The sequence below is a fragment of the Betaproteobacteria bacterium genome (genome assembly GCA_016791345.1).
Lineage (GTDB): Bacteria > Pseudomonadota > Gammaproteobacteria > Burkholderiales > JAEUMW01 > JAEUMW01.
The window spans coordinates 1-22,058 of record JAEUMW010000058.1; the positions used below are offsets into that span (position 1 = coordinate 1).

Annotated in this window: 26 protein-coding genes; 9 read left to right on the forward strand and 17 right to left on the reverse strand. The window is 62.9% G+C overall.

Features of this window, described 5'->3' with window-relative positions:
• The 3 genes from coq7 to JNK68_02080 form a co-directional block, all read left to right on the forward strand.
• A partial coding sequence (gene coq7, locus JNK68_02070; protein ID MBL8539136.1) for a 2-polyprenyl-3-methyl-6-methoxy-1,4-benzoquinone monooxygenase occupies positions 1 to 532 on the forward strand: 532 nt, incomplete at its 5' end.
• A gap of 114 nt (positions 533 to 646) precedes the next feature.
• Complete coding sequence (locus tag JNK68_02075; GenBank protein MBL8539137.1) at positions 647 to 880, forward strand: hypothetical protein; 234 nt, start codon at positions 647 to 649, stop codon at positions 878 to 880.
• A gap of 18 nt (positions 881 to 898) precedes the next feature.
• Positions 899 to 1,102, forward strand: a complete 204-nt coding sequence (locus JNK68_02080; protein ID MBL8539138.1) for a hypothetical protein — start codon at positions 899 to 901, stop codon at positions 1,100 to 1,102.
• A gap of 19 nt (positions 1,103 to 1,121) precedes the next feature.
• Here the strand turns inward: JNK68_02080 and JNK68_02085 are convergent, their stop codons facing one another.
• Positions 1,122 to 1,991: an alpha/beta hydrolase gene (locus JNK68_02085; GenBank protein MBL8539139.1), complete on the reverse strand. Its 870-nt coding sequence runs from the start codon at positions 1,989 to 1,991 to the stop codon at positions 1,122 to 1,124.
• An 81-nt stretch (positions 1,992 to 2,072) separates the two neighbouring features.
• On the opposite strand from JNK68_02085, the gene JNK68_02090 reads away from it, so the two are divergent.
• Positions 2,073 to 2,945: a TraB/GumN family protein gene (locus JNK68_02090; protein ID MBL8539140.1), complete on the forward strand. Its 873-nt coding sequence runs from the start codon at positions 2,073 to 2,075 to the stop codon at positions 2,943 to 2,945.
• 9 nt (positions 2,946 to 2,954) lie between these two features.
• Here JNK68_02090 and JNK68_02095 read toward each other — a convergent pair whose 3' ends face one another.
• Together JNK68_02095 and JNK68_02100 are read right to left on the reverse strand one after the other, a co-directional pair.
• Complete coding sequence (locus JNK68_02095; protein MBL8539141.1) at positions 2,955 to 3,434, reverse strand: DUF4124 domain-containing protein; 480 nt, start codon at positions 3,432 to 3,434, stop codon at positions 2,955 to 2,957.
• Positions 3,435 to 3,471: 37 nt separating this feature from the next.
• Entirely contained in the window at positions 3,472 to 3,981 is a 510-nt protein-coding gene (locus JNK68_02100) for a DUF4124 domain-containing protein (protein ID MBL8539142.1), read from the reverse strand.
• A 173-nt stretch (positions 3,982 to 4,154) separates the two neighbouring features.
• On the opposite strand from JNK68_02100, the gene dnaE reads away from it, so the two are divergent.
• From dnaE to JNK68_02120, 4 genes are all read left to right on the forward strand, one after another.
• Positions 4,155 to 7,589 carry a DNA polymerase III subunit alpha gene (gene dnaE / locus JNK68_02105; protein MBL8539143.1) on the forward strand — a complete coding sequence of 1,145 codons (3,435 nt, stop codon included), beginning with the start codon at positions 4,155 to 4,157 and terminating at the stop codon, positions 7,587 to 7,589.
• 209 nt (positions 7,590 to 7,798) lie between these two features.
• Positions 7,799 to 8,002: a cold-shock protein gene (locus JNK68_02110; protein ID MBL8539144.1), complete on the forward strand. Its 204-nt coding sequence runs from the start codon at positions 7,799 to 7,801 to the stop codon at positions 8,000 to 8,002.
• A gap of 320 nt (positions 8,003 to 8,322) precedes the next feature.
• On the forward strand, positions 8,323 to 8,526 hold the full coding sequence (locus tag JNK68_02115) for a cold-shock protein (GenBank protein MBL8539145.1): 204 nt from the start codon (positions 8,323 to 8,325) through the stop codon (positions 8,524 to 8,526).
• 253 nt (positions 8,527 to 8,779) lie between these two features.
• Complete coding sequence (locus JNK68_02120) at positions 8,780 to 9,328, forward strand: hypothetical protein (protein ID MBL8539146.1); 549 nt, start codon at positions 8,780 to 8,782, stop codon at positions 9,326 to 9,328.
• A gap of 16 nt (positions 9,329 to 9,344) precedes the next feature.
• Here the strand turns inward: JNK68_02120 and JNK68_02125 are convergent, their stop codons facing one another.
• From JNK68_02125 to JNK68_02180, 12 genes are all read right to left on the reverse strand, one after another.
• The gene (locus JNK68_02125; protein MBL8539147.1) at positions 9,345 to 9,941 is read right to left on the reverse strand and encodes an LON peptidase substrate-binding domain-containing protein; all 597 of its coding nucleotides are present in this window, start codon (positions 9,939 to 9,941) and stop codon (positions 9,345 to 9,347) included.
• 30 nt (positions 9,942 to 9,971) lie between these two features.
• Entirely contained in the window at positions 9,972 to 10,586 is a 615-nt protein-coding gene (locus tag JNK68_02130; GenBank protein MBL8539148.1) for a UbiX family flavin prenyltransferase, read from the reverse strand.
• A gap of 16 nt (positions 10,587 to 10,602) precedes the next feature.
• On the reverse strand, positions 10,603 to 11,439 hold the full coding sequence (rapZ, locus tag JNK68_02135; GenBank protein ID MBL8539149.1) for an RNase adapter RapZ: 837 nt from the start codon (positions 11,437 to 11,439) through the stop codon (positions 10,603 to 10,605).
• Between the two features lie 27 nt (positions 11,440 to 11,466).
• Entirely contained in the window at positions 11,467 to 12,408 is a 942-nt protein-coding gene (locus tag JNK68_02140; protein ID MBL8539150.1) for an HPr kinase/phosphorylase, read from the reverse strand.
• Positions 12,377 to 12,877, reverse strand: coding sequence for a PTS IIA-like nitrogen regulatory protein PtsN (ptsN, locus tag JNK68_02145; protein ID MBL8539151.1), 501 nt, complete (start codon positions 12,875 to 12,877; stop codon positions 12,377 to 12,379). Before ptsN ends, JNK68_02140 begins: the two co-directional genes overlap by 32 nt.
• Before the next feature lie 53 nt (positions 12,878 to 12,930).
• Positions 12,931 to 13,248: a ribosome-associated translation inhibitor RaiA gene (raiA, locus tag JNK68_02150; protein ID MBL8539152.1), complete on the reverse strand. Its 318-nt coding sequence runs from the start codon at positions 13,246 to 13,248 to the stop codon at positions 12,931 to 12,933.
• Positions 13,249 to 13,267: 19 nt separating this feature from the next.
• A complete protein-coding gene (locus tag JNK68_02155; GenBank protein ID MBL8539153.1) occupies positions 13,268 to 14,731 on the reverse strand; it encodes an RNA polymerase factor sigma-54 in 1,464 nt (487 codons plus the stop codon).
• A 111-nt stretch (positions 14,732 to 14,842) separates the two neighbouring features.
• Entirely contained in the window at positions 14,843 to 15,565 is a 723-nt protein-coding gene (gene lptB / locus JNK68_02160; GenBank protein ID MBL8539154.1) for an LPS export ABC transporter ATP-binding protein, read from the reverse strand.
• A gap of 64 nt (positions 15,566 to 15,629) precedes the next feature.
• On the reverse strand, positions 15,630 to 16,286 hold the full coding sequence (lptA, locus tag JNK68_02165) for a lipopolysaccharide transport periplasmic protein LptA (GenBank protein MBL8539155.1): 657 nt from the start codon (positions 16,284 to 16,286) through the stop codon (positions 15,630 to 15,632).
• Positions 16,231 to 16,854, reverse strand: coding sequence for an LPS export ABC transporter periplasmic protein LptC (gene lptC / locus JNK68_02170; GenBank protein ID MBL8539156.1), 624 nt, complete (start codon positions 16,852 to 16,854; stop codon positions 16,231 to 16,233). Before lptC ends, lptA begins: the two co-directional genes overlap by 56 nt.
• On the reverse strand, positions 16,851 to 17,381 hold the full coding sequence (gene kdsC, locus JNK68_02175; protein MBL8539157.1) for a 3-deoxy-manno-octulosonate-8-phosphatase KdsC: 531 nt from the start codon (positions 17,379 to 17,381) through the stop codon (positions 16,851 to 16,853). Before kdsC ends, lptC begins: the two co-directional genes overlap by 4 nt.
• Before the next feature lie 4 nt (positions 17,382 to 17,385).
• On the reverse strand, positions 17,386 to 18,381 hold the full coding sequence (locus tag JNK68_02180; protein ID MBL8539158.1) for a KpsF/GutQ family sugar-phosphate isomerase: 996 nt from the start codon (positions 18,379 to 18,381) through the stop codon (positions 17,386 to 17,388).
• A gap of 122 nt (positions 18,382 to 18,503) precedes the next feature.
• On the opposite strand from JNK68_02180, the gene JNK68_02185 reads away from it, so the two are divergent.
• Positions 18,504 to 20,474, forward strand: coding sequence for a cation:proton antiporter (locus JNK68_02185; protein ID MBL8539159.1), 1,971 nt, complete (start codon positions 18,504 to 18,506; stop codon positions 20,472 to 20,474).
• Positions 20,475 to 20,484: 10 nt separating this feature from the next.
• Here the strand turns inward: JNK68_02185 and JNK68_02190 are convergent, their stop codons facing one another.
• Both JNK68_02190 and JNK68_02195 read right to left on the reverse strand, forming a co-directional pair.
• Entirely contained in the window at positions 20,485 to 21,267 is a 783-nt protein-coding gene (locus JNK68_02190; protein ID MBL8539160.1) for a prepilin-type N-terminal cleavage/methylation domain-containing protein, read from the reverse strand.
• Between the two features lie 63 nt (positions 21,268 to 21,330).
• The gene (locus tag JNK68_02195; protein MBL8539161.1) at positions 21,331 to 22,002 is read right to left on the reverse strand and encodes a prepilin-type N-terminal cleavage/methylation domain-containing protein; all 672 of its coding nucleotides are present in this window, start codon (positions 22,000 to 22,002) and stop codon (positions 21,331 to 21,333) included.
• Positions 22,003 to 22,058: the final 56 nt, after the last annotated feature.

Here is a 22,058-nt window from a genome sequence, read left to right on the forward strand (position 1 = left end):
AATTCCGGAGGCCGGGCTGAGCGACGAGGAAAAGAAACTCTCGGCCGCCCTCATGCGTGTGAATCACTGCGGCGAGATCTGCGCGCAGGCCTTGTATCAGGGACAGGGACTGACCGCGCGCGACGGCGAAGTCAAGACCGAGCTGCAACAGACGGCGCGCGAGGAAACCGAGCACCTCGCGTGGACGGAGCAGCGCATTCACGAACTCGGCGGACGCAAGAGCCTGCTCAATCCGCTGTGGTACGGAGGGTCCTTCCTGATCGGCGCGGCGGCGGGTGCGCTCGGGGACCGCTGGAACCTCGGCTTCCTGGCGGAGACCGAGCGTCAGGTCGAGCAGCACCTGAAGGGGCACCTCTCCCGCCTGCCCGCCCAGGATCTCCGTTCGCGTGCCATCGTCGATCAGATGAAGCGCGACGAGATGCGCCACGCCGTCACCGCGGTGTCGCATGGCGGCGCCGACCTGCCGGCCCCAGTGCGCGCGGTGATGAAGCTTTCCGCAAGGGTGATGACGACCACCGCGCACTGGGTCTGATCGGCGCGCGCGACTTCTTCCGTCCCTTCGGGCTAGTCCATCCGCCTGATTCCAGCCGCATTCGCTTGCGGCGAGAATCCGCCTCAGGGTGTGGGTGCTGGAGGAGGGTGGATCATGGCCGCTGGGTGCGACAAGGTGGAGAATCGCTGGAAGCCTACACTGCCACAGGCGGCCAAGGAAGTGATCTTCTGGTGTGCCGTCGTGGTGGCGGTCGTGAGCGGGGGAGTTCTCATCGGACAGATGGACGCGGTGTGGAGGTTTCCGGAGTCGGCCGAGGCGGGGACCAGGCTCCCGGTGGTTCCGACACCCGGCACGCGTGTGCTCGGTTCCACCGACGCCGTGCGGTAGCACGCCCGGACCCCCGCCATGCTCGATTATCTCTATGCACTCGGTCAGACGGTGTGTCTGCTCGGCCTCGGCTGGGGCGCCTGGTTGGCGGTCACTGCGTCCGAGTTGGCAACCACTCTGCGCGAGGCCGGTTTCCGGCATCGCCCGCGATCGCAGTCACGGCGCCAACGACGGACTGCTGCGGAGGACCCGCACGTGTCCAGCCTGGGTTACTGGCCCTGAAGGGAATACTGGGCGCGGGTCAGGGGCGGCGCAGGAAGCTCTCGACGACTGCTGCGACCTCTGCGGGCGCATCGTGATGCAGCATGTGCCCCGCTGCGGGAATGACCGCATGGCATAGGTTGGGGAAGGTAGCGGTGCGCGCCTCGAATCCGGCTTCGTCCTCACCCAGCCAGTCGCGGATGGGTGAGACCGAACCCTCGACCCAGAGCACGGGCGCGCGCACCCGGCGCCAGCACGCCAGGGCTTCCTGGATCCGGTAGAGCACGGGGCTTTTCATCTTGTGCCGGGGGTCTGCCTTCAGTACGTAGCCGCCGTCGGCGCGGGCACGCGCCCAGTGCTGTGCGAGGAACGCAGCTCTTTCCCTGGTGAGCCGCGGGTTGTTCTTTTGCAGCCGCCAGGCCACCCGTTCGAGCGAAGGGTAATCGGCAAGCCGCGGCGGATCGACCTGCTCGTCGAGCCATCGAGCGTAGCGCTCGGGCGCTTCGACCGATTGGGTACGGTGAACGCCGAAGCCCTCAAGGGAGACGACCGCGTCCACCCTGTCGGGTCTCACGCCCGCATAGATGCAGGCGACGTTGCCGCCAAGGCTGTGGCCGATGAGTCTCGCAGGCTCGCCCGATGCGTAGTGATCGAGCAACGCTTCCAGATCCGCCAGGTAGTCGGCAAAGAGGTAACTGCCTGCGGCCCAGCCGCTCTCCCCGAATCCGCGCCAGTCCGGCGCGAGGATGCACCACTCGTGCTCCAGCGCGTCCGCCAGAAACTGGAACGACGCCGCGACGTCCATCCATCCATGCAGCAGAAAGAGCTTCGGTGCCTGCGGATCTCCCCATCGAAGCACGTGATAGCGCAATCCGCGCACGTCGACGAACTCCGACGTTGCCCTCTTCACGGCGTCGTACAGGGCGCGGGTTGTGCCCGCAGCGTCCTTTCCCTTAGGCTTGGAGACCGATCACCTTCCGGGCCGTGCCGAATGCTCTGGCGTGCGTGCTTCACCGCGTTCCTGTTCCTTTGTGTCCTGACGTCGAGCCACGCGGCACCGTTCGAGCAGGGGCTGCTATGGCGCATCGAGCGCCCGGGTATCGCGCCGAGCTACGTCTTCGGCACCATCCACATCGACGATCCCCGCGTGCTGAAACTGCCGCCGGAGGTGAACCGAGTGCTTCGCGGTGCGAAGACCTACACCATGGAGATGCTCGTCGACGAGACCGCTCAGCGCAAGTTTACGCGGGCGAGCCGACTTGCAGACGGGAAGGATCTGCGCACGGTGCTGGGCCCCGAGCTTTACGGACAGGTCGCAGAGAAGATGGAGGAACGCGGCGTTCCCGACGCGGCGACGCAAAAGCTCAAGCCGTGGAGTGTGATGCTGACGCTGCTGTTGCCGCGCGAACGGCCGGCGGTGATTCTCGATTACGCCTTGTATCAGAGCGCGCAGCAGCAGAAGAAGCCCGTCTTCGCGCTGGAGACCGTGGAAGAGCAGATAGAGACTTTCGACGGCATGCCGGCGGAAATACAGATCGAATTGCTGGAAACCGTGGTGCGGCACGAAGACCAGATCTCGGGGATGACGAAGGATCTGATCCGGGCGTATCTGGATCGCGATCTCAAGCGCATGTGGGAGATCAATGCGCGCTTCACGGCGCTCGACCCCGGCACGGAAGCGGCGAACGATTTCTTCCTCGAGCGCGTCCTCTTCGGGCGCAGCGAGCGGATGACGCGCTCCTTGCAGCCGCGGCTCGAACAGGGAGGGGCCTTCGTCGCCGTTGGCGCCCTGCACCTCTACGGTGAGCGCGGAATTCTCGCCCTGCTCAAGCAGCAGGGCTATCGGATCACGCGGGTGTACTGAGCGAGAGCTTCATCGCAGCGCGTTGCGCGCGGCGAGCGCGGCGTCGAGACGTGCCTGCGCCTGCCTGACATCGTCGGCGAGCTGCTGCTGGCGTGCGAGATAGGCCTCTGATGGTCGCACGCCACCGCCCGCATTGCCGACCATTTCCCCCGGCAACGGCTCGACCCCCGCCTGCTGGGCGAGCTTCGCCGCGCTGAGCGCTTCCTCGGCGCTGCGCAGCTCATGCGACACTTTTGTCCAGGCCGCATCGTCCATTCGCAAGTCCTCGCGTACCCGTCGCGCTGCTTCCGGACTCGGCGGTGCGGGCGGGGAATCGGTGGTAATGACGGGTTGTACGGTAATGGGTTCCACCTTGGTCGCGCCTTTGACGGGCCCGTTACCGTAGACGATGCTGCCGTCCGGCATGACGGACTTGTAGACGGTATCCGTCGCGCCGGCGGGCAGAGCGATGCAAGCGAAAATGGCGAGCAGTGCGGGGCCGTATTTCATCCGAGATCTCCTGCGGACTTCGAAGAGTTTGCCTGGATCATTCGAGTACGTTGCGCTCGCGCCGAGCACGGTCGAGCTGTTCCCGCGCTGCCTTGATGTCGTCCTCGAGACCCTTGATGCGGTCGAAGTGTGCTTCTGAAAGGCGGGAGCCCCCATCGGCAGTGGCGATGCGTTCGCCCGCGAGCGGTTCGCGGCCGGCAGCCAGCGCTTTCTCGGCGCGGTCGACTGCCTCCTGCGCCGTTGCCACTTCGGTATCCGCCTTGTCGCGGGCGGCGCGCCGTGCGGCCAGACGCTTGTCGATCTCCGCAGCCTGCGCTTTCTCGCGCTGACGCAGTGCTTCTGCCGCCTCGGGGTCGACTTCGACCACCGGCTTCGCCGGTTCGAGCTTCTGCACCTGGGTCGCACCCTTGGCGGGCTTGTGGCCATAGACGACGTGGCCATCCGGCATGATGGACTTGTAGACGGTCTGCGCCAGTGCACTGGACGTGGCCAAGGCACCGATGAAGACAAGGGAGGCGGCGGTGGATGAGGTCCAGCGCACTGGCATGAGGTGGTCTTGCTGGTTGCGGGAAGTAGGGTCGGCGGCTACCTGCTTGCACTGCAGAGTGGCTGCCCGTACCACGGCTGCGGTCGCAAGTTCCAAGCCGAGCCCGGACGCATGCGCCGCGAAGGAGGTGCGGCGGTGCTGATAAAATCCGGAGTTCTTCCCGCTCGCTCCCCATGAATCAGCCCGCGTTCGTCCATCTTCGCGTCCACAGCGAATACTCGATCCAGGACGGTATCGTCCGCATAGACGAGGCGGTGAAAAGGGCCGTCGCTGACGCGATGCCGGCGCTGGGGCTGACCGACCTCGCCAATGTCTTCGGGTTGGTGAAGTTCTACCAGGCTGCGCGGGCAGCCGGTGTGAAGCCGATTCTGGGTTGCGATGCGTGGCTCACGAATCCATCCGATCGCGACAAGCCCTTTCGGGTACTGCTGCTCGCACAGAACCGGGCAGGCTACCTCGGTCTTTGCGAGCTTCTATCGCGAGCGCATCGCTCGAATCAGCATCGCGGTCGTGCCGAGATCGCCAAGCCGTGGTTCGTGGAGCACGGAACGGAGGGCTTGATCGCGTTGTCTGCTGCGCACCTCGGCGATGTCGGTCATGCCCTGCTTGCCGGAAACACGGCGGCGGCGGAATCGCTCGCGGGCGAGTGGTCCGCACTTTTCCCGGGGCGGTTCTATCTCGAGGTTCAGCGCTACGGTGCTCCGGAAGCCGAGCCGCACCTACGCCAGGCCGTACGTTTGGCCGCACGCTGCGCTTTGCCGGTGGTCGCCACGCATCCCGTGCAGTTTCTCGCTCCGGACGAGTTCAAGGCCCACGAAGCGCGCGTGTGCATCGCCGAAGGCTACATCCTCGCCGACCGGCGCCGGCCGAAGCAGTTCACGCCCGAGCAGTATTTTAAGACCCAGGCGGAAATGGCCGCGCTGTTCGCCGATCTGCCCGAAGCGCTCGCCAACTCAGTCGAGATCGCGCGCCGCTGCAACCTGTCGCTCGTCCTCGGCAAGAGTCGCCTGCCGGATTACCCGACACCCGCCGGCGAGGGGCTCGACGAATACCTGCGCGCACAGGCCGCGGCCGGACTCGAACAGCGCCTGGCCACGCTTTTTCCCGAGGCAGACGAACGCGCGGCGCGGCGCGCGATCTATGCCGAGCGTCTCGAGTTCGAACTGCGGACCATCATCCAGATGGGATTCGCCGGCTATTTTCTGATCGTCGCGGACTTCATCACCTGGGCCAAGTGCAACGGCGTGCCGGTGGGGCCGGGGCGAGGTTCCGGCGCCGGATCGCTGGTCGCCTACAGTCTTGGCATCACCGACCTCGATCCGTTGCGCTACGACCTCCTGTTCGAGCGATTCCTGAATCCCGAACGCGTGTCAATGCCCGACTTCGACATCGATTTCTGCCAGGATGGGCGCGACCGCGTCATCGAATACGTGCGTGGTCGTTACGGCGCCGACTGCGTGTCGCAGATCGCCACTTTCGGGACGATGGCGGCGCGGGCCGTGGTGCGCGATGTCGGGCGCGTGCTCGATCTCGGCTATAACTTCTGCGACCAGCTCGCGAAGCTGATCCCGGTGCAGCCCGGCAAGCAGATCACGCTCGCGCAGGCACGCGAGATGGAGCCTGCGTTGGCCGAGCGTGAGCGCAACGAAGAGGAAGTGCGCGAACTCCTCGAGCTGGGAGAGCGGCTGGAGGGACTGACGCGGAACGTCGGCATGCACGCGGGAGGCGTGCTCATCGCGCCCGGCAAGCTCACCGATTTCTGCCCGCTTTATGCCGCGCAGGGGGCGGAGAGCGTGGTGTCGCAGTTCGACAAGGACGACGTGGAGGCGGTCGGTCTGGTCAAGTTCGACTTCCTCGGGTTGACGACGCTTACGATTCTCGACTGGACGGAGAAGCTGGTGCGCGCGGGCGGTGTGGCCGACTTCGCGCTCGAACGCATTCCGCTGGATGATCGCGCAACCTTCGATCTGCTGTCTGCGGGCAACACCACCGCGGTGTTCCAGCTGGAATCGCGCGGCATGAAGGACATGATCAAGCGCGCGAAGCCAGACCGCTTCGAGGACATCATTGCGCTGGTCGCGCTCTATCGCCCGGGGCCGATGGACCTCATCCCCGACTTCACCGACCGCAAGCACGGCCGCCAGCAGGTGGAGTACCTCGACCCGAGGCTCGAGCACATCCTCGGGCCGACCTACGGGATCATGGTGTACCAGGAGCAGGTGATGCAGATTGCCCAGGTGATCGGGGGCTACACCCTGGGCGGGGCGGATCTGCTGCGGCGCGCCATGGGCAAGAAGAAGCCGGAGGAGATGGCCAAGCACCGCGACATCTTCATCGCCGGCGCGGAACGCAACGGTCTCACCAAGGGCAATGCGTCGCAGCTCTTCGACCTGATGGAGAAGTTCGCCGGCTACGGCTTCAACAAGTCACACGCGGCGGCCTACGCGCTCCTCGCCTATCAGACCGCGTATCTGAAGGCGCATCATCCCGCGCCCTTCATGGCGGCCAACCTGTCCGCCGTGATGGATGACACCGACAAGGTCCGACTCTTTCACGAAGATGCGATCGCGAACGATCTCGCCATCCTGCCGCCGGACGTCAACGCGTCGGACTACCGCTTCAAGCCGGTCGACGCGAGAACCGCCCGCTACGGCCTGGGTGCCATCAAGGGCACCGGCGAGTCCGCCATCGCGAACATCGTCGCCGCGCGGGAGCGGGGCGGACCGTTTCGTGATCTCTTCGATTTCTGCGAGCGCGTGGACAAGCGCGTGGTGAACCGGCGCGTGATCGAGTCGCTGGTGCGCGCCGGCGCCTTCGATGCGATTGGGGAGCACCGGGCGAGCGTGTTGGCGACGGTAGGACCAGCGCTGGAGACCGCCGAGCAGATCGAGCGCGCCGCCCACCAGGTCAGCCTCTTCGAAGCGTTCGACGCGACGGGGCACGGCCCGCGTGCGCACCGCGACGTTCCGCGATGGAGCGACCGCGAACGATTGCAGAATGAAAAGGCGGCACTCGGTTTCTACCTGTCCGGTCATCCGTTCGACGGTTATGCAGGAGACATCCGACCGATCGCGCCGACGCCGCTCGGCGCGCTGCAGCCCGGCCTGGAGCCGCGACGAGTGGCGGGCATCATCCTGAGCGTGCGCGTGCAGCAATCGCGCCGCGGTCGCATGGGGATCGTCGCACTGGACGACGGCACGGGACGCGTCGAACTCACCCTCTTCAACGAAGTCTTCGAGGCCAGTCGCACCGTGCTGAAGGAGGATCAGGCCCTGGTGGCGGAGGGCAGGGTGGTGCAGGACGACTTTACGGGCGGACTGCGCGTCACCGCCGACGCGGTATGGGATCTGGCGGCAGCCCGCGACAAGTTTGCGCGCAGCGTCCGGGTGGTCTGTAACGGAGGTTCGAGCGGCCCGAAGCTTAAGGAACTGCTGAGCCCCTATCGTCGTCCCGGCAGCGGCGGCTGTCCGGTTTCGGTGATCTACTCCAATGGCACGGCCTCGTGCGAGATCGAACTGGGCGACGATTGGCGAGTGAGCCTTCAGGACGGCCTCATGGAGGACCTGCACGCGTGGTTCAAGCTGGATAACGTGCGTGTCATCTACTGATGACCGCGCGCGCTCCGACGAGCGCAACGGCGCCCGCGCCGCTCGGCTGCACATTGCATGACGTCGTTGACGTCGTCGTGGCTTGGGCGTAAAAATCCCTTCCGATGTTTGAACCAAGCCTCGCGTCCACTACCGTTCCGGCAGTTGCAGTCTTGCGATTCAGGCATTGTTATTGCGGCTTCGACCGCGTTCTTTCCAGGGGACTGTCAATGGCAACGGGTATTGTGAAGTGGTTCAATGAATCAAAGGGTTTCGGTTTCATTACGCCGGACGACGGGGGTGCAGACGTGTTCGCGCATTTCTCCGCCATCAATATGAAGGGCTTCAAGACCCTCAAGGAAGGCCAGAAGGTGCGGTTCGACATCGTCGAAGGGCCCAAGGGTAAGCAGGCATCGAACATTACCACTGCCTGAATTCCATCCGCATTGCAGCAAACGGCCCCGGGGCAGACCTCCCCGGGGCCGTTGCTTTTTTGAATCGGCTTGGCCTGCCTCGTGTCTTTCCGTGTGGCTCGGCGCGACGGCCTGCGTGGCAGCTCGGACGTGGCGCGATCGAGTGCACCAAAGTTTCTGCGCCGAGGTGGCTGCGGGTGATTGACCCGCATGAAATAGCGGCGTATAACGGCGCCCAAGTGTTTGATGCAGAGCATTGTCTACTACCAGCTTGGCAGTTGCAGTCTTGCGATTCAGGCACTCGTTGCGGCGTCGCCCGCGTAATCTTGAAAGGACTGTAAATGGCAACTGGTACCGTAAAGTGGTTCAACGACTCCAAAGGTTTTGGCTTCATCACTCCCGATGACGGGGGCTCCGATCTCTTCGCGCACTTCTCCGCCATCAGCATGAGCGGCTTCAAGACCCTCAAGGAGGGTCAGAAAGTCCAGTTCACCGTGGTGGAAGGACCGAAGGGCAAGCAGGCGTCGAACATCACTGCTGCCTGATATACCTTGAACACTGCGAGGCCCCGGTGCGAGAGCGCCGGGGCCTCGTTGCTTTTTGGGGGGCTGTCTCCGCGGGTGGCCGCCCCGTTTCGACGCCTGGGCGATTCGTCCGACATATGCCAAGCCGCAGCGGAAGAACCCGTCCCACAGCCTCGGCGCGGTTCGTTCGCAGGTGCTCCTTGTCCCGCAAGTGGTGTCCAGTTGGCATCCAACTTGCCCCTCGACGGCATCCGCATCGCTCTCGGTCTGCCGCGTGTTCGTACGCCTGCTCTTGCTCGTCGTTGCTGCCGTACTGGCTTACCACTTTGCGCAGTTCGGTCCGCAGACATCGGGTGCACTCGCCAGCACCACGCTCGAACGCAACGGCTACCGCATCGTCCCGCTGCAGTCCTTCACTTTCGAGGCAAAGGTTCTCTCCACGCGTCGCTATCGATTCGACCGTGAATCGGACCTCGCGCCAGTCGATCTCGCCCTTGGGTGGGGACCGATGGCGGATCCCGCCGTGAGTACGAAGGTAACCATCAGTCAGAGCGATCGCTGGTACTACTGGCGCGCGGCCGAGTTGCCGCTTCCGGCACGGGAGATCGGCAGCCATAGCGCCAACATGCACATGATTCCCGCGACGCCCGCGATCGAGCGCCGCCTTGTCGCGCTGCGTCGGGGCGATGTCGTCCGACTACGGGGCTCCCTGGTCGAGGCGCAGGCGCCGGACGGCTGGCGCTGGCGAAGTTCTCTCTCGCGCGAGGACACCGGGGCAGGTGCGTGCGAACTCGTCTGGGTGGAAGAACTCGACCTGCTTTGAGGCGAAACAGGCGCAGTTACGTCGCCAAGCCTTGCTGCGCCAGCACCGACGTCAGCAGTCGAAGACGGGAATCGGCATCCGCCATTTCCAGCAGTTGCTGTCGTACCGCATTCTCCAGCGGCAATAGCTCGGCCAGCCGATAGGCCACCCAGGCGGCATCATCGTAGCGCGGCGGTTCGGTGAACGTCGACTCGCCGGCGCGGCCGGCGACGGCCCGCAGGATGTCTGCAAAAACGATGTGCTCCTTCGGCAGCGGCTGATGGTGCTCCTCCGGGAGCAGTTTCACATCGGCCACGCGTAACCGGTTGGGTTGTGTCCACTGTTCGAGGATGCGCAGCCGCCGCGTGCCCTGCGTCATGAGAATGAAGATGCCGAGCTGGGGCATGTCCCACGAGACGATGTTGGCGAGACAGCCGGTCTCGTAGGGTTGCGCCGGCTCACCGACTTCCTGGCCCTCACGGATCAGGCAAACGCCGAACGGCGTGGAGTCGCGAATGCAGCGCTTCGTCATTTCGAGATAGCGCTGTTCGAAGATCCTGAGCGGCAGCCTCCCGCCTGGGAATACGACCGTATTCAGGGGAAAGATGGGGACCTGAAGCACGTCTTCCGGCATGGGTTGCTGTACGGTCGAAAGCGCGCGGACTTAGTCGACCGGCTCGTCACCCCAGCGCGGCATGAGGTCGTGAGCGATGTCCAGGTGATCCAGCACTCGCGCCACGACGAAATCGATCATCTCCGCGATGCCTGTGGGTCGATGATAGAAGCCTGGATTGGCTGGCAGTATGACTGCACCGGCGCGCGCCAGCTTCAGCATGTTCTCGAGATGGAGGGCAGAGAACGGTGTTTCGCGCGGCACCAGCACGAGCGTCTTGCGCTCCTTGAGCGCGACGTCGGCTGCACGCTCGATCAGGTTGTCCGCGAGACCCGCCGCGACTGCGGCAAGTGTGCCCATGGTACAGGGGCAAATCACCATGGCGTCCGGCGGGTTCGACCCGGAGGCGACGGGGGCGAACCATTCTTCGCGGCCAAATACACGCAACCGATCGGCGGGTGCGGCGAAGCGCTCACGCAGGAAAGCCTCGAGTTCCCTTGGGCGCGAAGGCAGCGCGAGATCCATCTCCTGCTTGGCAACGACCTGAGCGACCTGCGAATGCAGCAACCACACACGGGTCTCGCTCTTGAGCAGGCACTCCAGCAGGCGCAGTCCGTAAGGCATGCCGGAGGCACCTGTCAGCGCCAGCGTGACGGTTTTCTTCACGAGGCGGGGCGGGAATTCAAGCGAGCTCTCGGTGCCGCACGAGAACCTGCGCGCAACGGCGGAAGTGGCGAGCCAGTGATTCGGCGAAGAACACGGAGCGGTGACGGCCGCCCGTGCAGCCGATGGCAACGGTGAGATAGCTGCGGCTGTCGGCCTGGTACGCCGGCAGCCAGCGCTCGATGAAACCGCGAATATCCTCGAGCAGACCAGTCGCCTGCGTTTCCGCTTGGAGGAAATCGATCACCGCCTGGTCCTTACCGGTCAACGGTTTCAGTTCCGGGTTGTAGTTCGGATTCGGCAGGCAACGCACGTCAAACACCAGATCGGCATCGAGTGGAATGCCTTGCTTGAAACCGAACGATTGGAACAGCAGGGTGATGCGCGAGCGATCGAGACGCACGAAATCCATGATCCAGGTGCGAAGCGATGTTGGACTGAGGCCGCTCGTGTCCATGCGATGCGCTCCCTGCGCAACCTCTGCAAGCATCTCGCGTTCGCTTTCGATGCACTCCGGCAAAGTGAGGGCACCGTCGCTCAGAGGATGCCTGCGGCGGGTCTCGGAGAAGCGCTTGACCAGGGTGTCCGTCTTCGCTTCCAGAAACAGCACGCGGGCATCGATGCCCTGGTCACGGACGGCGGCCAGATAGTCGCCGAATCGGTGCAGCGTGGCGCCGCTGCGGACATCGATGCTCACCGCCACATTGGCATACCCGGCCTGATCCAGAAACGAGACGACATCGGGGAGCAGGACCGCGGGCAGGTTGTCGACGCAGTAAAAGCCACTGTCCTCCAGCATGTGCAGCGCGATGCTCTTGCCGGAACCGGACAGACCACTGACCACGATGAGTTGCATGGGAGATGATGCCTGTGGGGCGTTATTTCACTTGCTGCCGTTCAAGTGCTCTTCGTGACGACGGATGAACTCCTTCGTGCTGTCGTAGCCTCGCAGCTGAAGCACCGTGTTGCGCACGGCCGCCTCCACCAGCACTGCGAGGTTGCGTCCGGCAGCAACCGGCAGCTGAACCTTGCGGATTTCGTTGTTGAGAATGATCTCACGACTCTCGTTGAGCGGCAGGCGCTCGAGTCCGGGGATTATGCCGGCGACGGGCTTTTCCAGTTGCACGATGAGCTTCAGGTTCTTGCGAACGCGTACCGCCGTCTCGCCAAAGATGGTCCGGATGTTCAGCATGCCTAGACCGCGCACCTCGAGGAAATCGCGCAGCAAGGGCGGGCATCGGCCTTCCAGGATGTCCGGCCCCATGCGGTAGAGTTCGACCACGTCGTCAGCCACCAGTCCGCTGCCGCGGCTGATGAGTTCGAGCGCCAGTTCGCTCTTGCCCACGCCGCTTTCCCCCGTGATGAGGACGCCCATCCCCAACACGTCCAGAAAGACGCCGTGACGGGTGACGAATTCGGAGAGCAAGCGCGCGAGGTACGGGCGCAGCAGCCACATCAGCTGGATGCTCGGAATCGGGCTCAGCAACACGGGGATGCGATGCGCATCTGCCATGGCGCACAGGTCGGCATCGGCCGTGCGACCGTCGGACACCAACAGGCACAGGGGACCGCTCGCCGCCAGTTCCTGCAGAGATTCACGCGCGACGACCGGGTCCAGTCGCGCCAGGTACTCCGTCTCCTTGGCGCCGAGAACTGGAATCCAGTTCGGGTGAATGACGTTTAGATGATCGATGAGCCCCTTGGTAGAGGCGTTGAGCAGCTCGCTCGAAAGTTCGTTGCCGGCGCCTTCCTTGCCCGCCGCCCATGTGAGCTTCAGACGCTCACGGTTGTCATCAAACAGCTGAGCTACGGTGACTCGCGGCATTGGGCTCCCACTCGACGATGAGCCTGTGCGCTTCCTCTGCGTTCTTCGCCATGAGCAGATCCTCGCGCATGGCCCGATCGCTGAAGAGCTGCGCCAACTCGGAGAGAATCTGAAGATGCAAGTCGGTGGCGCGTTCCGGTACCAGCAGAACGAACACGAGATTCACCGGCTTGCCGTCCGGTGCATCGAACGGCACCGGAGAGGTCAGCCGCAGGAACGCGCCAATTGCGTCGCGAATGCCCTTGATTCTGCCGTGCGGGATCGCAACGCCCTGGCCGAGACCGGTCGACCCGAGCTTCTCGCGCGCGAACAGGCTGTCGAAGACTTCGCTGCTCGGGATCTGCTGGTTGTTCTCGAATGCGAGACCAGCCTGCTCGAAAACGCGCTTCTTGCTCGTGGCGTCGAGATCGAGCGCGACGTTCGAGAGCGGCAACAGCTTGGAGAGAAGGGTGAGCGCCTTGCTCTTCATGTGCGATGGCAGGGAAGAGACCGGTGAGCGGGGCGGGAAGCCGATGCGGATGTTCAGGCCTGGTGCTTGAGCGCAGGGCCGTTGCGGCGGACGACGTTTCTATCCTTGTGCTTGAGGATCTGGCGGTCCAGCTTGTCGACCAAGGCGTCGATGGCGGCGTACATGTCCTCGTGGTCGGTCTCGCAGAAGATGTCCTTGCCGCTTACGTGAACGTTCGCCTCGGCCTTGCGCTTCAACTTTTCCACCGACAGGGTCACGGTGACATCGATCACGTGGTCGAAATGGCGCGTGATGCGCTCGATCTTGCCCGTGACGTAATCCCGGATGGCGGGTGTGATGTCGACGTGGTGACCGGTGAGGTTGAGATTCATGCTCCCTCCTTGTTGTGTTCTAGATGGATTTCCGCAGGTTCACCGGCAGGATCTGGAGGGATTCCCGGTACTTGGCAACGGTACGCCGCGCCACCACGATACCCTGTTGACCCAGGATGTCCGAGATCTGGCTGTCGGAGAGTGGTTTTTTCGAATCCTCGGCGCCGACGAGCTGCTTGATCAACGCGCGAATCGCCGTGGCCGAGCAAGCTCCGCCGGTCTCCGTCGAGACGTGGCTGCCGAAGAAATACTTGAGCTCGAAGATCCCGCGCGGCGTGAACATGAACTTCTGCGTCGTGACGCGGGATACGGTCGATTCGTGCAGGCCCAGAGTTTCGGCAATCTCGCGCAGGACGAGGGGGCGCATCGCCACCTCGCCATGCTCGAAGAAATGGCGCTGCCGATCCACGATGGCCTGGGATACGCGCAGGATGGTGTCGAATCGCTGCTGCACGTTCTTGATCAGCCACTTCGCTTCCTGCAGCTGACCGGCCAGCTGCTGGAAGCTGGAATCCCGGTTGCGCGCAAGGATGTCGGCGTACATGCGATTGATGCGCAGCTTAGGCATTGCGTCAGGATTGAGCGAAACCAGCCACGTGCCCTTGACCTTCTTCGCGATCACGTCCGGCACGACATAGCGCGTCTCGGAGTTCCCGTAACTCGAGCCGGGGCGCGGATTCAGGCTCACGATCAGACTCTGAATCCCGCGGAGCACCGTGTCGTCGCAGTGCAGGAGTTTCTTGAGTTTGCCGTAGTCCTTCGCCGCCAGGATCTCCAGATAGTTCTTCGCGGTATGGATGGCTTCCTTCCGAAACGGCGTGTCCTCGGGCAGCGCCGTCAGCTGCAGTACGAGGCTCTCACCCAGGCTGCGTGCGCCGATGCCCGCCGGTTCCATGTTCTGCAGGTGCCTGAGCCCGATCTGCAACTCCTCGATGTCGATCTCGAGCTCGGAGGGCAGAAGTGCGGCGAGTTCATCGAGATCGCCACCAAGGTAGCCGTCGTCGTCGAGCATGTCGATGAGCATGGCGACGATCCGCTTGTCGCGGTATGGCAGATTCGTCAGGTTCAGTTGCCACGTCAGGTGGTCGCGGAGGGAAGACGAAACCGCCGGCAACTGCGGATACTCGGGCTCTTCGCTGTCGTCGCGCGATCCGTAGGAGCCGCCGTCGTCCTCGATCCAGTCCCGATCGGCACGGGCTTCTGCGTCGTACTCGGGCGTCTCCGGCACATGAGCTGGTTCTGGCTCTTCGGATGCCGAGCGTTCAACGGATGAGAACTCCGGCTGTGGAAAGCTGGCTTCCTCCTGAGGAGCTGCCTCGGCTTCGTTCTCTTCCTCGCGTTCCAGCAACGGATTTTCTTGGAGGAAACGCTCCAGCTCTTGATTGAGTTCAAGTGTGGAGAGCTGCAGCAGCCGGATCGATTGCTGCAGTTGAGGCGTCAGGGTGAGGTGCTGAGATAGCCTGAGTTGGAGCGTATGTTTCATGAGGATAGGAGACTGCAGCGCCCGCTCTTGGCTCTTTGGGGAAACTTCCTCTTGAACAGCCGGAAGAATAGTTTGGCTTAAAGTTTGCTGCTACCTTTCAAGCCTTTGAATTTATAGCCTAAAATTCTCGCCCAGATAGACCTTGCGAACGCTCTCATTATAAACGATTTCGTCCGGCGTGCCGAAAGCGAGGACTGTGCCCTCGTTGATGATGTAGGCGCGGTCACAGATGCCGAGCGTTTCGCGAACATTGTGATCGGTGATGAGTACACCGATCCCGCGGTCTCGCAAAAACTGGATGATCTTCTGAATATCCAGCACCGCAATGGGATCGATGCCCGCAAAGGGCTCGTCCAGAAGAATGAAACGGGGGCGCGTTGCCAATGCTCGGGCGATTTCGGCTCGGCGCCGCTCGCCGCCTGACAGGCTGATGGCCGCGCTGTCGCGCAGGTGGCCAATGTGGAGATCGTGCAGCAGGTCGTTGGCCTGCGACCTCACTTCCGCGCTATCGAGATCCTGAAGTTCGAGTACTGCTTCCACGTTCTCGGCGACAGAAAGCTTGCGGAAAATCGATGCTTCCTGCGGCAGATACGACAGACCCAGGCGGGCGCGTTTGTGTATCGGCATGTGCGTGAGGCGGTTGTCGTCGAGATGCAGTTGGCCGCCGTCGAGTGGTACCAGTCCCACCATCATGTAGAAGCAGGTGGTCTTGCCGGCACCGTTCGGGCCGAGAAGGCCGACCACCTCGCCGCTGCGCACGTCGAGGGACACGTCGCTTACCACAGTGCGCGATCGGTAGCGCTTGCGCAGCTGCTCTGCGCGCAGTTCGCTCATCGGTCGTGCGCGAATGACCAGAGCTCGCGGCAGTTACGCCGTAGTGCCGAGCGCCACATTGAAATTACCGTCCCGGTGGGCTCGACAAGTCGGTGGAGGGTTGCAGCGGCACCGTATTCTTGCCTGAACCCGAAGGTCGAGCCTCGGGTTCCGGGTTCTTCTTGGGAATGATCACGGCGCGCACGCGGCCACCACCGACTTCCTTTCCCTCACTATCCTTCCCGCCGCCAAAGGCCTGGTAGAACTCGGTCTTGGAGTTGTAGGAGATGTAGTTTCCCCTGACCTCTTCGGCCCCCTTCTTGACGATGGCCTTGTCGAAGAGTTCGAGCATTTCGTTGCGCCCGTCGTACTCCATGCGCTGCGCCTGGCCGTCGATGTACTCGTCGAAGCCCTCGCGTTTCTGCCGGAACGTTGCGGGATTGCCATACGCCACACCCTTGTTGAAACCGCCGGCATCCTGCGTGATCACCATCCGATCGGACTTGATGATGAGCGTGCCCTGAGATACGACGACGTTCCCGGTGAGAATCGCCACCTTCTTCGCGTCATCGATCTCCATACGGTCGGCTTCGAGATTGATCGGCTTCTCGCGATCCGAAATGTCCGCGCGAGCGCCGACCGGTGCCAGGCACGTGGCAGCTGCAAACGCCAGGGAAAGGAACTGGTTACTTCTTGTCAGACGGCGAACGTGCGGACGGACCCGTCCGCTTCGGCGGAACATACTGGCCCTTGACCCGAGACAGGAGGGTGACAATGCGATCTTCATCCCGCAATTCTAAGCCAACGGCCGTGGCCGTTGTACTCGCGTCGCGGATGAGGACCGGGCGATCGGTGCGTGCCAGCCCAAGTTCGGGGGTGACCTGAAGATAGCTCGTGTCCAACGAGAGCTGGCTTCGGTCCTTGTAAGGACTGCGCACGACCTTCACGTCGTCCATGAAGTAGACGTTGTCACCCGGTCCGGACACCGTGCCGTACTTCGATGTGATCGACGTCGTAATGCCCGTATCGCTGATCTGTACGAAGCGGGGGTCGTCGAGGCGGACCGTCTGGTCGTCGGGAAATCGCTGCAATGTGGCTGCGGCGAGCGTGTACACCGGCACGCCCGCGGGACCGAGGCTCTCCGCGTTGAAGGACTGCAGGATGAGGTCGGGAGCATGGCGCGCACGCGCATCGCGCACCGGTTCGTTCGATGTGACGAGATACTCCAGCCAGAACGATAGTCCGGTGAGGGCGGCGAGCAACAGCAGCGGAAACCATACCGTTGCACGCGCAGCGAGCCGCGCCTTCACCGAAGATACGACTCCATCTGCGCGTCGAACGTGCCCTGTGCGTGCATGATGATCTCGCACAGTTCCCGTACCGCACCGCGTCCACCGGGCAGCCGGGTGACATAGTGGGCGTGGCTTTTCACGAGCGGGGGTGCGTCCGGGACGGCAACGGCAAGGCCGCAGCGGCGCATTACGGGCAGATCAACCACGTCGTCACCAATGAACGCGCAGCATTCCTTGCCGAAGCCGAGGGAGGTGAGGATCTGCTCGAAGACCGCGAGCTTGTCCTCCACGCCCTGGTACAAGATGCCGACGCCGAGGTTCTGTGCGCGCAGTTCCACGCTGCGGGAGCTGCGACCGGTGATGATGGCAAGCCGAACGCCCGTGGCCTGCAGCATTTTCATTCCGTGACCGTCCTGCGAATGAAACGCCTTGAATTCTTCGCCGCTCTCGGTGATGAAAAGACTGCCATCGGTAAGGACGCCATCGACGTCGAAGACGACCAGACGGATGCGTCGTGCCCGCTCGTAGAGCTCGCTCAACGACATGGCGTCAGAGCACCTTGGCGCGGAAGAGATCATGCATGTTGAGAGCGCCCACCGGTCGGTTCTCGTCGTCGACTACCACGAGCTGACTGATGCGATGATCTTCCATGATCTGCACGGCTTCCGCGGCCAGATGCTCGGCTTTCACGGTGCGTGGATTGCGAGTCATCACTTCCGCAATGCAGGTGCTGCGAAAATCAATGTTCTTCTCCAACGATCGGCGCAAGTCACCATCAGTGTAGACTCCTGCAAGCCTTCCCTCCGAATCAAGTACGCAAGTGATGCCGAGTCCCTTGCGGGAGATTTCGAGCACCGCATCGGCGAGTGTCGCCGAGGCAGGTACCGAGGGCAATGCGTCGCCACTGCGCATCACATCGCGCACCCGCGTCAGCAGACGGATGCCGAGCTTGCCGCCAGGATGAGAGCGCGCGAAATCTTCCGCGCCGAAACCCCGCGCATCCAGGAGTGCGACAGCCAGGGCGTCGCCGAGCGCGAGTGCGGCCGTGGTGCTGGCCGTTGGCGCGAGCCCGAGCGGACACGCTTCCTCGGTGACCCCGGCATCCAGGTGAACGTCAGCCTCGCGTGCGAGCGAAGACTCCGTGTTGCCCGTGAAGGCGATGAGTTTCGCTCCCTGACGCTTGATGAGCGGGATGATGGTGAGCAACTCCTCGCTTTCCCCGGAATTGGAGAGCCCGATGAATACGTCTTCGCGCGTGATCATGCCGAGGTCGCCGTGGCTCGCCTCGGCCGGGTGAACGAAGAACGCGGGCGTGCCCGTGCTCGCGAGCGTGGAGGCGATCTTGCGGGCGACGTGGCCGGACTTGCCGATGCCGCTGACAACGACGCGGCCGCTGCAGTTCAGGATCAGGTCGAGGGCTGCCAGGAAGCGTTCGTCGATGCGCGGAATCAGCGCTGCCACCGCCTGCGCCTCGACGCGGAGGACCTGCCGCGCAAGCTCCAGCGCCTGGGCGGTAGGATGTCGATCAAAGCCTGCTTGTGCCACCGGGTTCTTATGCCGTTTATGGTAAATTATCAAATGTTATCAGTTCCCTAACCAGCGCTTCCAGCAATACCACCTGCACCGTCTGCCCCCAACTCATGGAAGAGGGGCGACCCGTTTCCACTATGCACGAGTCTTTACAGGTGGTCCTCGTCCTTCTCGCCGTGGCGGTGCCAATGGTCGTGGCGTTCCGTCATTTCGGGCTGCCACCGCTGCTTGGCTACCTTCTCGTCGGCACGCTGATCGGGCCCCATGCCCTCGCGCTGATACCGGACTCAGAAGACACCCGATACCTCGCGGAGTTCGGCGTGGTATTCCTCATGTTCACGGTCGGGCTGGAGTTCAGTCTCCCCAAACTCTTGACGCTGCGCCGAATGGTGTTCGGCCTGGGAGCGGCGCAGGTAGTCGCATGCATGCTGATCGTTATCGCGCTCTCCGTAGCGTTCGGGATGGCTTGGCAGGCGGGTGCCGTGCTGGGTGGCGCGCTCGCCATGTCGTCCACGGCAATCCTTGCGAAGTCGCTGGCGGAACGGCAGGAACTCGCCACGCCGCATGGGCGGCAGATCATCAGCGTGCTCCTTTTTCAGGACCTCGCCGTCGTGCCCTTGCTGATCCTGGCGCCGGCACTGACTGCACCTGCGGAGACGCTCGCGCGGGAACTGGGGTTTGCGCTCGTCAAGGGGACCCTCGTTCTCGGTGTGCTGGTGTTTGCAGGACAGCGGCTCATCCGTCCCTGGTTCCACCTCATTGGAAGACAGAAATCCCCCGAACTGTTTGTGCTCAACGTTCTCTTCGTGACGATCGGATTGGCAGCGTTCACGGAGTTCGCGGGGCTGTCGCTGGCGCTCGGTGCCTTTCTCGCGGGCATGCTGATTTCCGAGACTGAGTACCGAGTTCAGGTCGAGGAAGACATCAAGCCGTTTCGCGACGTGCTTCTGGGGCTGTTTTTCGTCACCATCGGAATGACGATTGATTTTTCGGTCGTCCGGCAGCACTTGCTAGCGATAGCCGTGCTATTGATCGCGTATCTGTTTGTGAAGGGCAGTGTGGTCGCCGGTGTCGCGCGCCTTTTCGGCAGTGATCCGAGTGTGGCGCTCCGGGTCGGCACCGCGCTGGCGGGGGCGGGAGAGTTCGGTTTCGTTCTCTTGCATCCCGGCACTCCCAGCGGCGGCTTCGGTGACGACACGCTGCAGATCATTCTCTCGGTGATGCTGCTTTCACTCACCGTGGCGCCCCTCGCAGTCGATCGTGGTGCCTGGCTGGCGAGGCATTTCAGCGGTTCCGAGTGGATGAACCGAGCCATGCAGATCCACAACATTGCGGTTCAGTCGATGGGAAGGGATGCCCACGTGGTGATCTGCGGTTATGGCCGCAGCGGTCAGAACCTGGCGCGGCTGCTGGAGCAGGAGGATGTTCAGTTCATTGCACTCGATTTCGATTCGACGCGCGTGCGCGAGGCTGCCGCAGCCGGAGAGAGCGTCGTCTTCGGTGATGCTTCTCGGCGGGAGGTGCTGGTCGCGGCGGGCCTCTTGCGCGCGCAGGCGCTGGTGGTGAGCTACGCGGACACCAACTCTGCGCTCAAGATCCTCAATTATGTGCACGAGCTTCGTCCTGACCTGCCGGTCATCGTGCGCACTTGGGACGCGACGGACATCGCGCGTCTCAAGGACGCGGGAGCAGCCGAGGTTGTACCGGAGATTCTCGAAGGAAGCCTGATGCTCGCTGCTCAGACGTTCATGCACATCGGAATGCCTTTCAGCCGGGTGATGCGCCGGATTCGCGACACGCGCGCGCAGCGCTATGGTCTCTTCCGGGGGTTTTTTCGAGGCGCCAGCGACGGGGCCGAGGCCGGAGCCAGTCTTGCCGTTCCGCAACTCAGGTCGTTTGCCTTGCCTCGGGGGGCGTATGCGATCGGACGCCGCCTCGCCGAGCTAAATCTCCCCACCTTGGGGGTGGAAGTTACCGCAGTTCGCAACCGACACGTCCGCAGCAGTCTGCCGGGGGCAGATACCTTGCTGGAGGAGGGGGATGTAATTGTCCTGCTCGGAACCGAAACTGAGTTGGCCGCAAGCGAGACCAGGATGCTGCAAGGATAGGAACTGACCGCTAAAGAAGACTGGCAGCACCGCAGTCTTCAGCAGATGGACTCGATGCCGCGTTCCACGCGCCGAGGTTCGCAGCCGTATTGCTCACGCAGGCGGGACCGGGACCCAATCCTGCGGGGGGAGTTCCGGTCGCGGCAAAGTCGGAGAAGAGCAACTTGCCGGTGAGGGCATTGTTGTCATCTATCTTGAGGTCCACCTCCGCGAGGATCTCCGCGGGGATTCCGTTTCCGGTCTTGATGCTGTGGATCTTTGGGGGCGTGCCAGCGGGGTCTCCATACCAGTTATCGAAAGCGATATCGAGATGCGGACCGAACGGATTTCGCGGGACCGCATTGTCATAGGGTGGGGCTGGTGTGTAAGTGAATCGGTCGCTGATGAATCCCGCGCGTGAAAGATGCTCCCACGCGAGAATGTTCTCCGTACCACCCTCCCGTGCGCCCTCGATCCGGCCATCGCCGTCCCCATTGCGGGTTGCACCGATGCTGCGTATCGCATCGTTGAAATCGCCCGGAGCAAACTGGAATCGATCCTGGAAGCTGAAGAAAGCGACCCGTAACTCTTCCTGCTGATTGATCAGATTTCTTGCCTTGGCGGCGACGATCATTTCGCGCCCAGCCGCGGCGCCACCAAAGAGAAGACCGACTACAACCAATACGAGGACGAACTCCAGGACGGTAAAGCCTCTCTGCAGAGAGTTGCTGAACGCAGACGTCGTGGCCCGAGTCCCCCGCCGAGATACTTGCTGCTGGTGTTTCGCTCTGTTTTGGCAGCATCTCGCGTTCATGACACTGGGCGAAAAAAGAGCCCGCGATCGCGGGCTCTCTTAGTTGAAGAGACAGTAACTTTTCTAGAGGAGGCTTGCACCGCCGCAGTCCGGTTGACCGTTGGTCGGTAGCCAGCTTCCGGTGCCCTCGTTCCAGCAGTTGGCGGGTGTTACGCCATTGTAGGCAGAGCCGCGGAAGCCTCCCGTATTGGCATTTCCATCGTCGACCTTGCGATCTACCTCGGCGATGATCTCCACTGGGATCTGATTGCCCGTCTTAACGTTGTGACGTGCCACTGGGGGCATCGTCGTATTGGCGTAATCGTTGTCGTAGGCGAGTTGGAGCGCAATGTTGTACGGGTTCGCAGGATTCGTGACGCCCGCCGCGCCGGAGGTACCCGCCGTGAAGTTACTTGCGCTGTACGTCCCGGTGATGAACCCAGCATGGCTGAGATGATCCCAGACGAGAATGAACTCGGGGGGTGACCCCGTAAGTTCGATCCGACCGTTCCCGTTGCCGCTCGCAAATACGCCCGTGATGTTCCTGTCGGCCTGGGAGTAATCCCCGGGATATGCACGGTACCGATCCTGGAAGCCGAAGAACGCTGCCTTTACACCGTCGACTTGGGAAATCAAGTTGCGGACCTTCGCTCCCGTTATGAGTTCCTGCCCTTTCAGAATGCCACCCAACAGTAGGCCGATGATGACCAGCACGATCGCAATCTCGATCAGCGTGAAGCCCGTCTGTTTCCTCATATTTCCTATCCCAAGGGTGCTAGTTCGTGGAGCCTGATTAGCAAGGCCCATGCCGA

Excerpts from the sequence above, each read along its gene's own strand:
- JNK68_02115 (MBL8539145.1), top strand. The coding sequence starts at position 8,323 with ATGGCAACTGGTACCGTAAAGTGGTTCAACGACTCCAAAGGTTTTGGC.
- JNK68_02100 (MBL8539142.1), bottom strand. The coding sequence starts at position 3,981 with ATGCCAGTGCGCTGGACCTCATCCACCGCCGCCTCCCTTGTCTTCATC.
- kdsC (MBL8539157.1), bottom strand. The coding sequence starts at position 17,381 with ATGTCGTTGAGCGAGCTCTACGAGCGGGCACGACGCATCCGTCTGGTC.
- JNK68_02140 (MBL8539150.1), bottom strand. The coding sequence starts at position 12,408 with ATGCCGCGAGTCACCGTAGCTCAGCTGTTTGATGACAACCGTGAGCGT.
- rapZ (MBL8539149.1), bottom strand. The coding sequence starts at position 11,439 with ATGCAACTCATCGTGGTCAGTGGTCTGTCCGGTTCCGGCAAGAGCATC.
- JNK68_02155 (MBL8539153.1), bottom strand. The coding sequence starts at position 14,731 with ATGAAACATACGCTCCAACTCAGGCTATCTCAGCACCTCACCCTGACG.
- JNK68_02075 (MBL8539137.1), top strand. The coding sequence starts at position 647 with ATGGCCGCTGGGTGCGACAAGGTGGAGAATCGCTGGAAGCCTACACTG.
- lptA (MBL8539155.1), bottom strand. The coding sequence starts at position 16,286 with ATGTTCCGCCGAAGCGGACGGGTCCGTCCGCACGTTCGCCGTCTGACA.
- lptB (MBL8539154.1), bottom strand. The coding sequence starts at position 15,565 with ATGAGCGAACTGCGCGCAGAGCAGCTGCGCAAGCGCTACCGATCGCGC.
- dnaE (MBL8539143.1), top strand. The coding sequence starts at position 4,155 with ATGAATCAGCCCGCGTTCGTCCATCTTCGCGTCCACAGCGAATACTCG.
- JNK68_02095 (MBL8539141.1), bottom strand. The coding sequence starts at position 3,434 with ATGAAATACGGCCCCGCACTGCTCGCCATTTTCGCTTGCATCGCTCTG.
- ptsN (MBL8539151.1), bottom strand. The coding sequence starts at position 12,877 with ATGAAGAGCAAGGCGCTCACCCTTCTCTCCAAGCTGTTGCCGCTCTCG.
- JNK68_02110 (MBL8539144.1), top strand. The coding sequence starts at position 7,799 with ATGGCAACGGGTATTGTGAAGTGGTTCAATGAATCAAAGGGTTTCGGT.
- JNK68_02190 (MBL8539160.1), bottom strand. The coding sequence starts at position 21,267 with ATGAACGCGAGATGCTGCCAAAACAGAGCGAAACACCAGCAGCAAGTA.
- JNK68_02185 (MBL8539159.1), top strand. The coding sequence starts at position 18,504 with ATGCACGAGTCTTTACAGGTGGTCCTCGTCCTTCTCGCCGTGGCGGTG.
- JNK68_02125 (MBL8539147.1), bottom strand. The coding sequence starts at position 9,941 with ATGCCGGAAGACGTGCTTCAGGTCCCCATCTTTCCCCTGAATACGGTC.
- JNK68_02090 (MBL8539140.1), top strand. The coding sequence starts at position 2,073 with ATGCTCTGGCGTGCGTGCTTCACCGCGTTCCTGTTCCTTTGTGTCCTG.
- raiA (MBL8539152.1), bottom strand. The coding sequence starts at position 13,248 with ATGAATCTCAACCTCACCGGTCACCACGTCGACATCACACCCGCCATC.
- JNK68_02195 (MBL8539161.1), bottom strand. The coding sequence starts at position 22,002 with ATGAGGAAACAGACGGGCTTCACGCTGATCGAGATTGCGATCGTGCTG.
- JNK68_02080 (MBL8539138.1), top strand. The coding sequence starts at position 899 with ATGCTCGATTATCTCTATGCACTCGGTCAGACGGTGTGTCTGCTCGGC.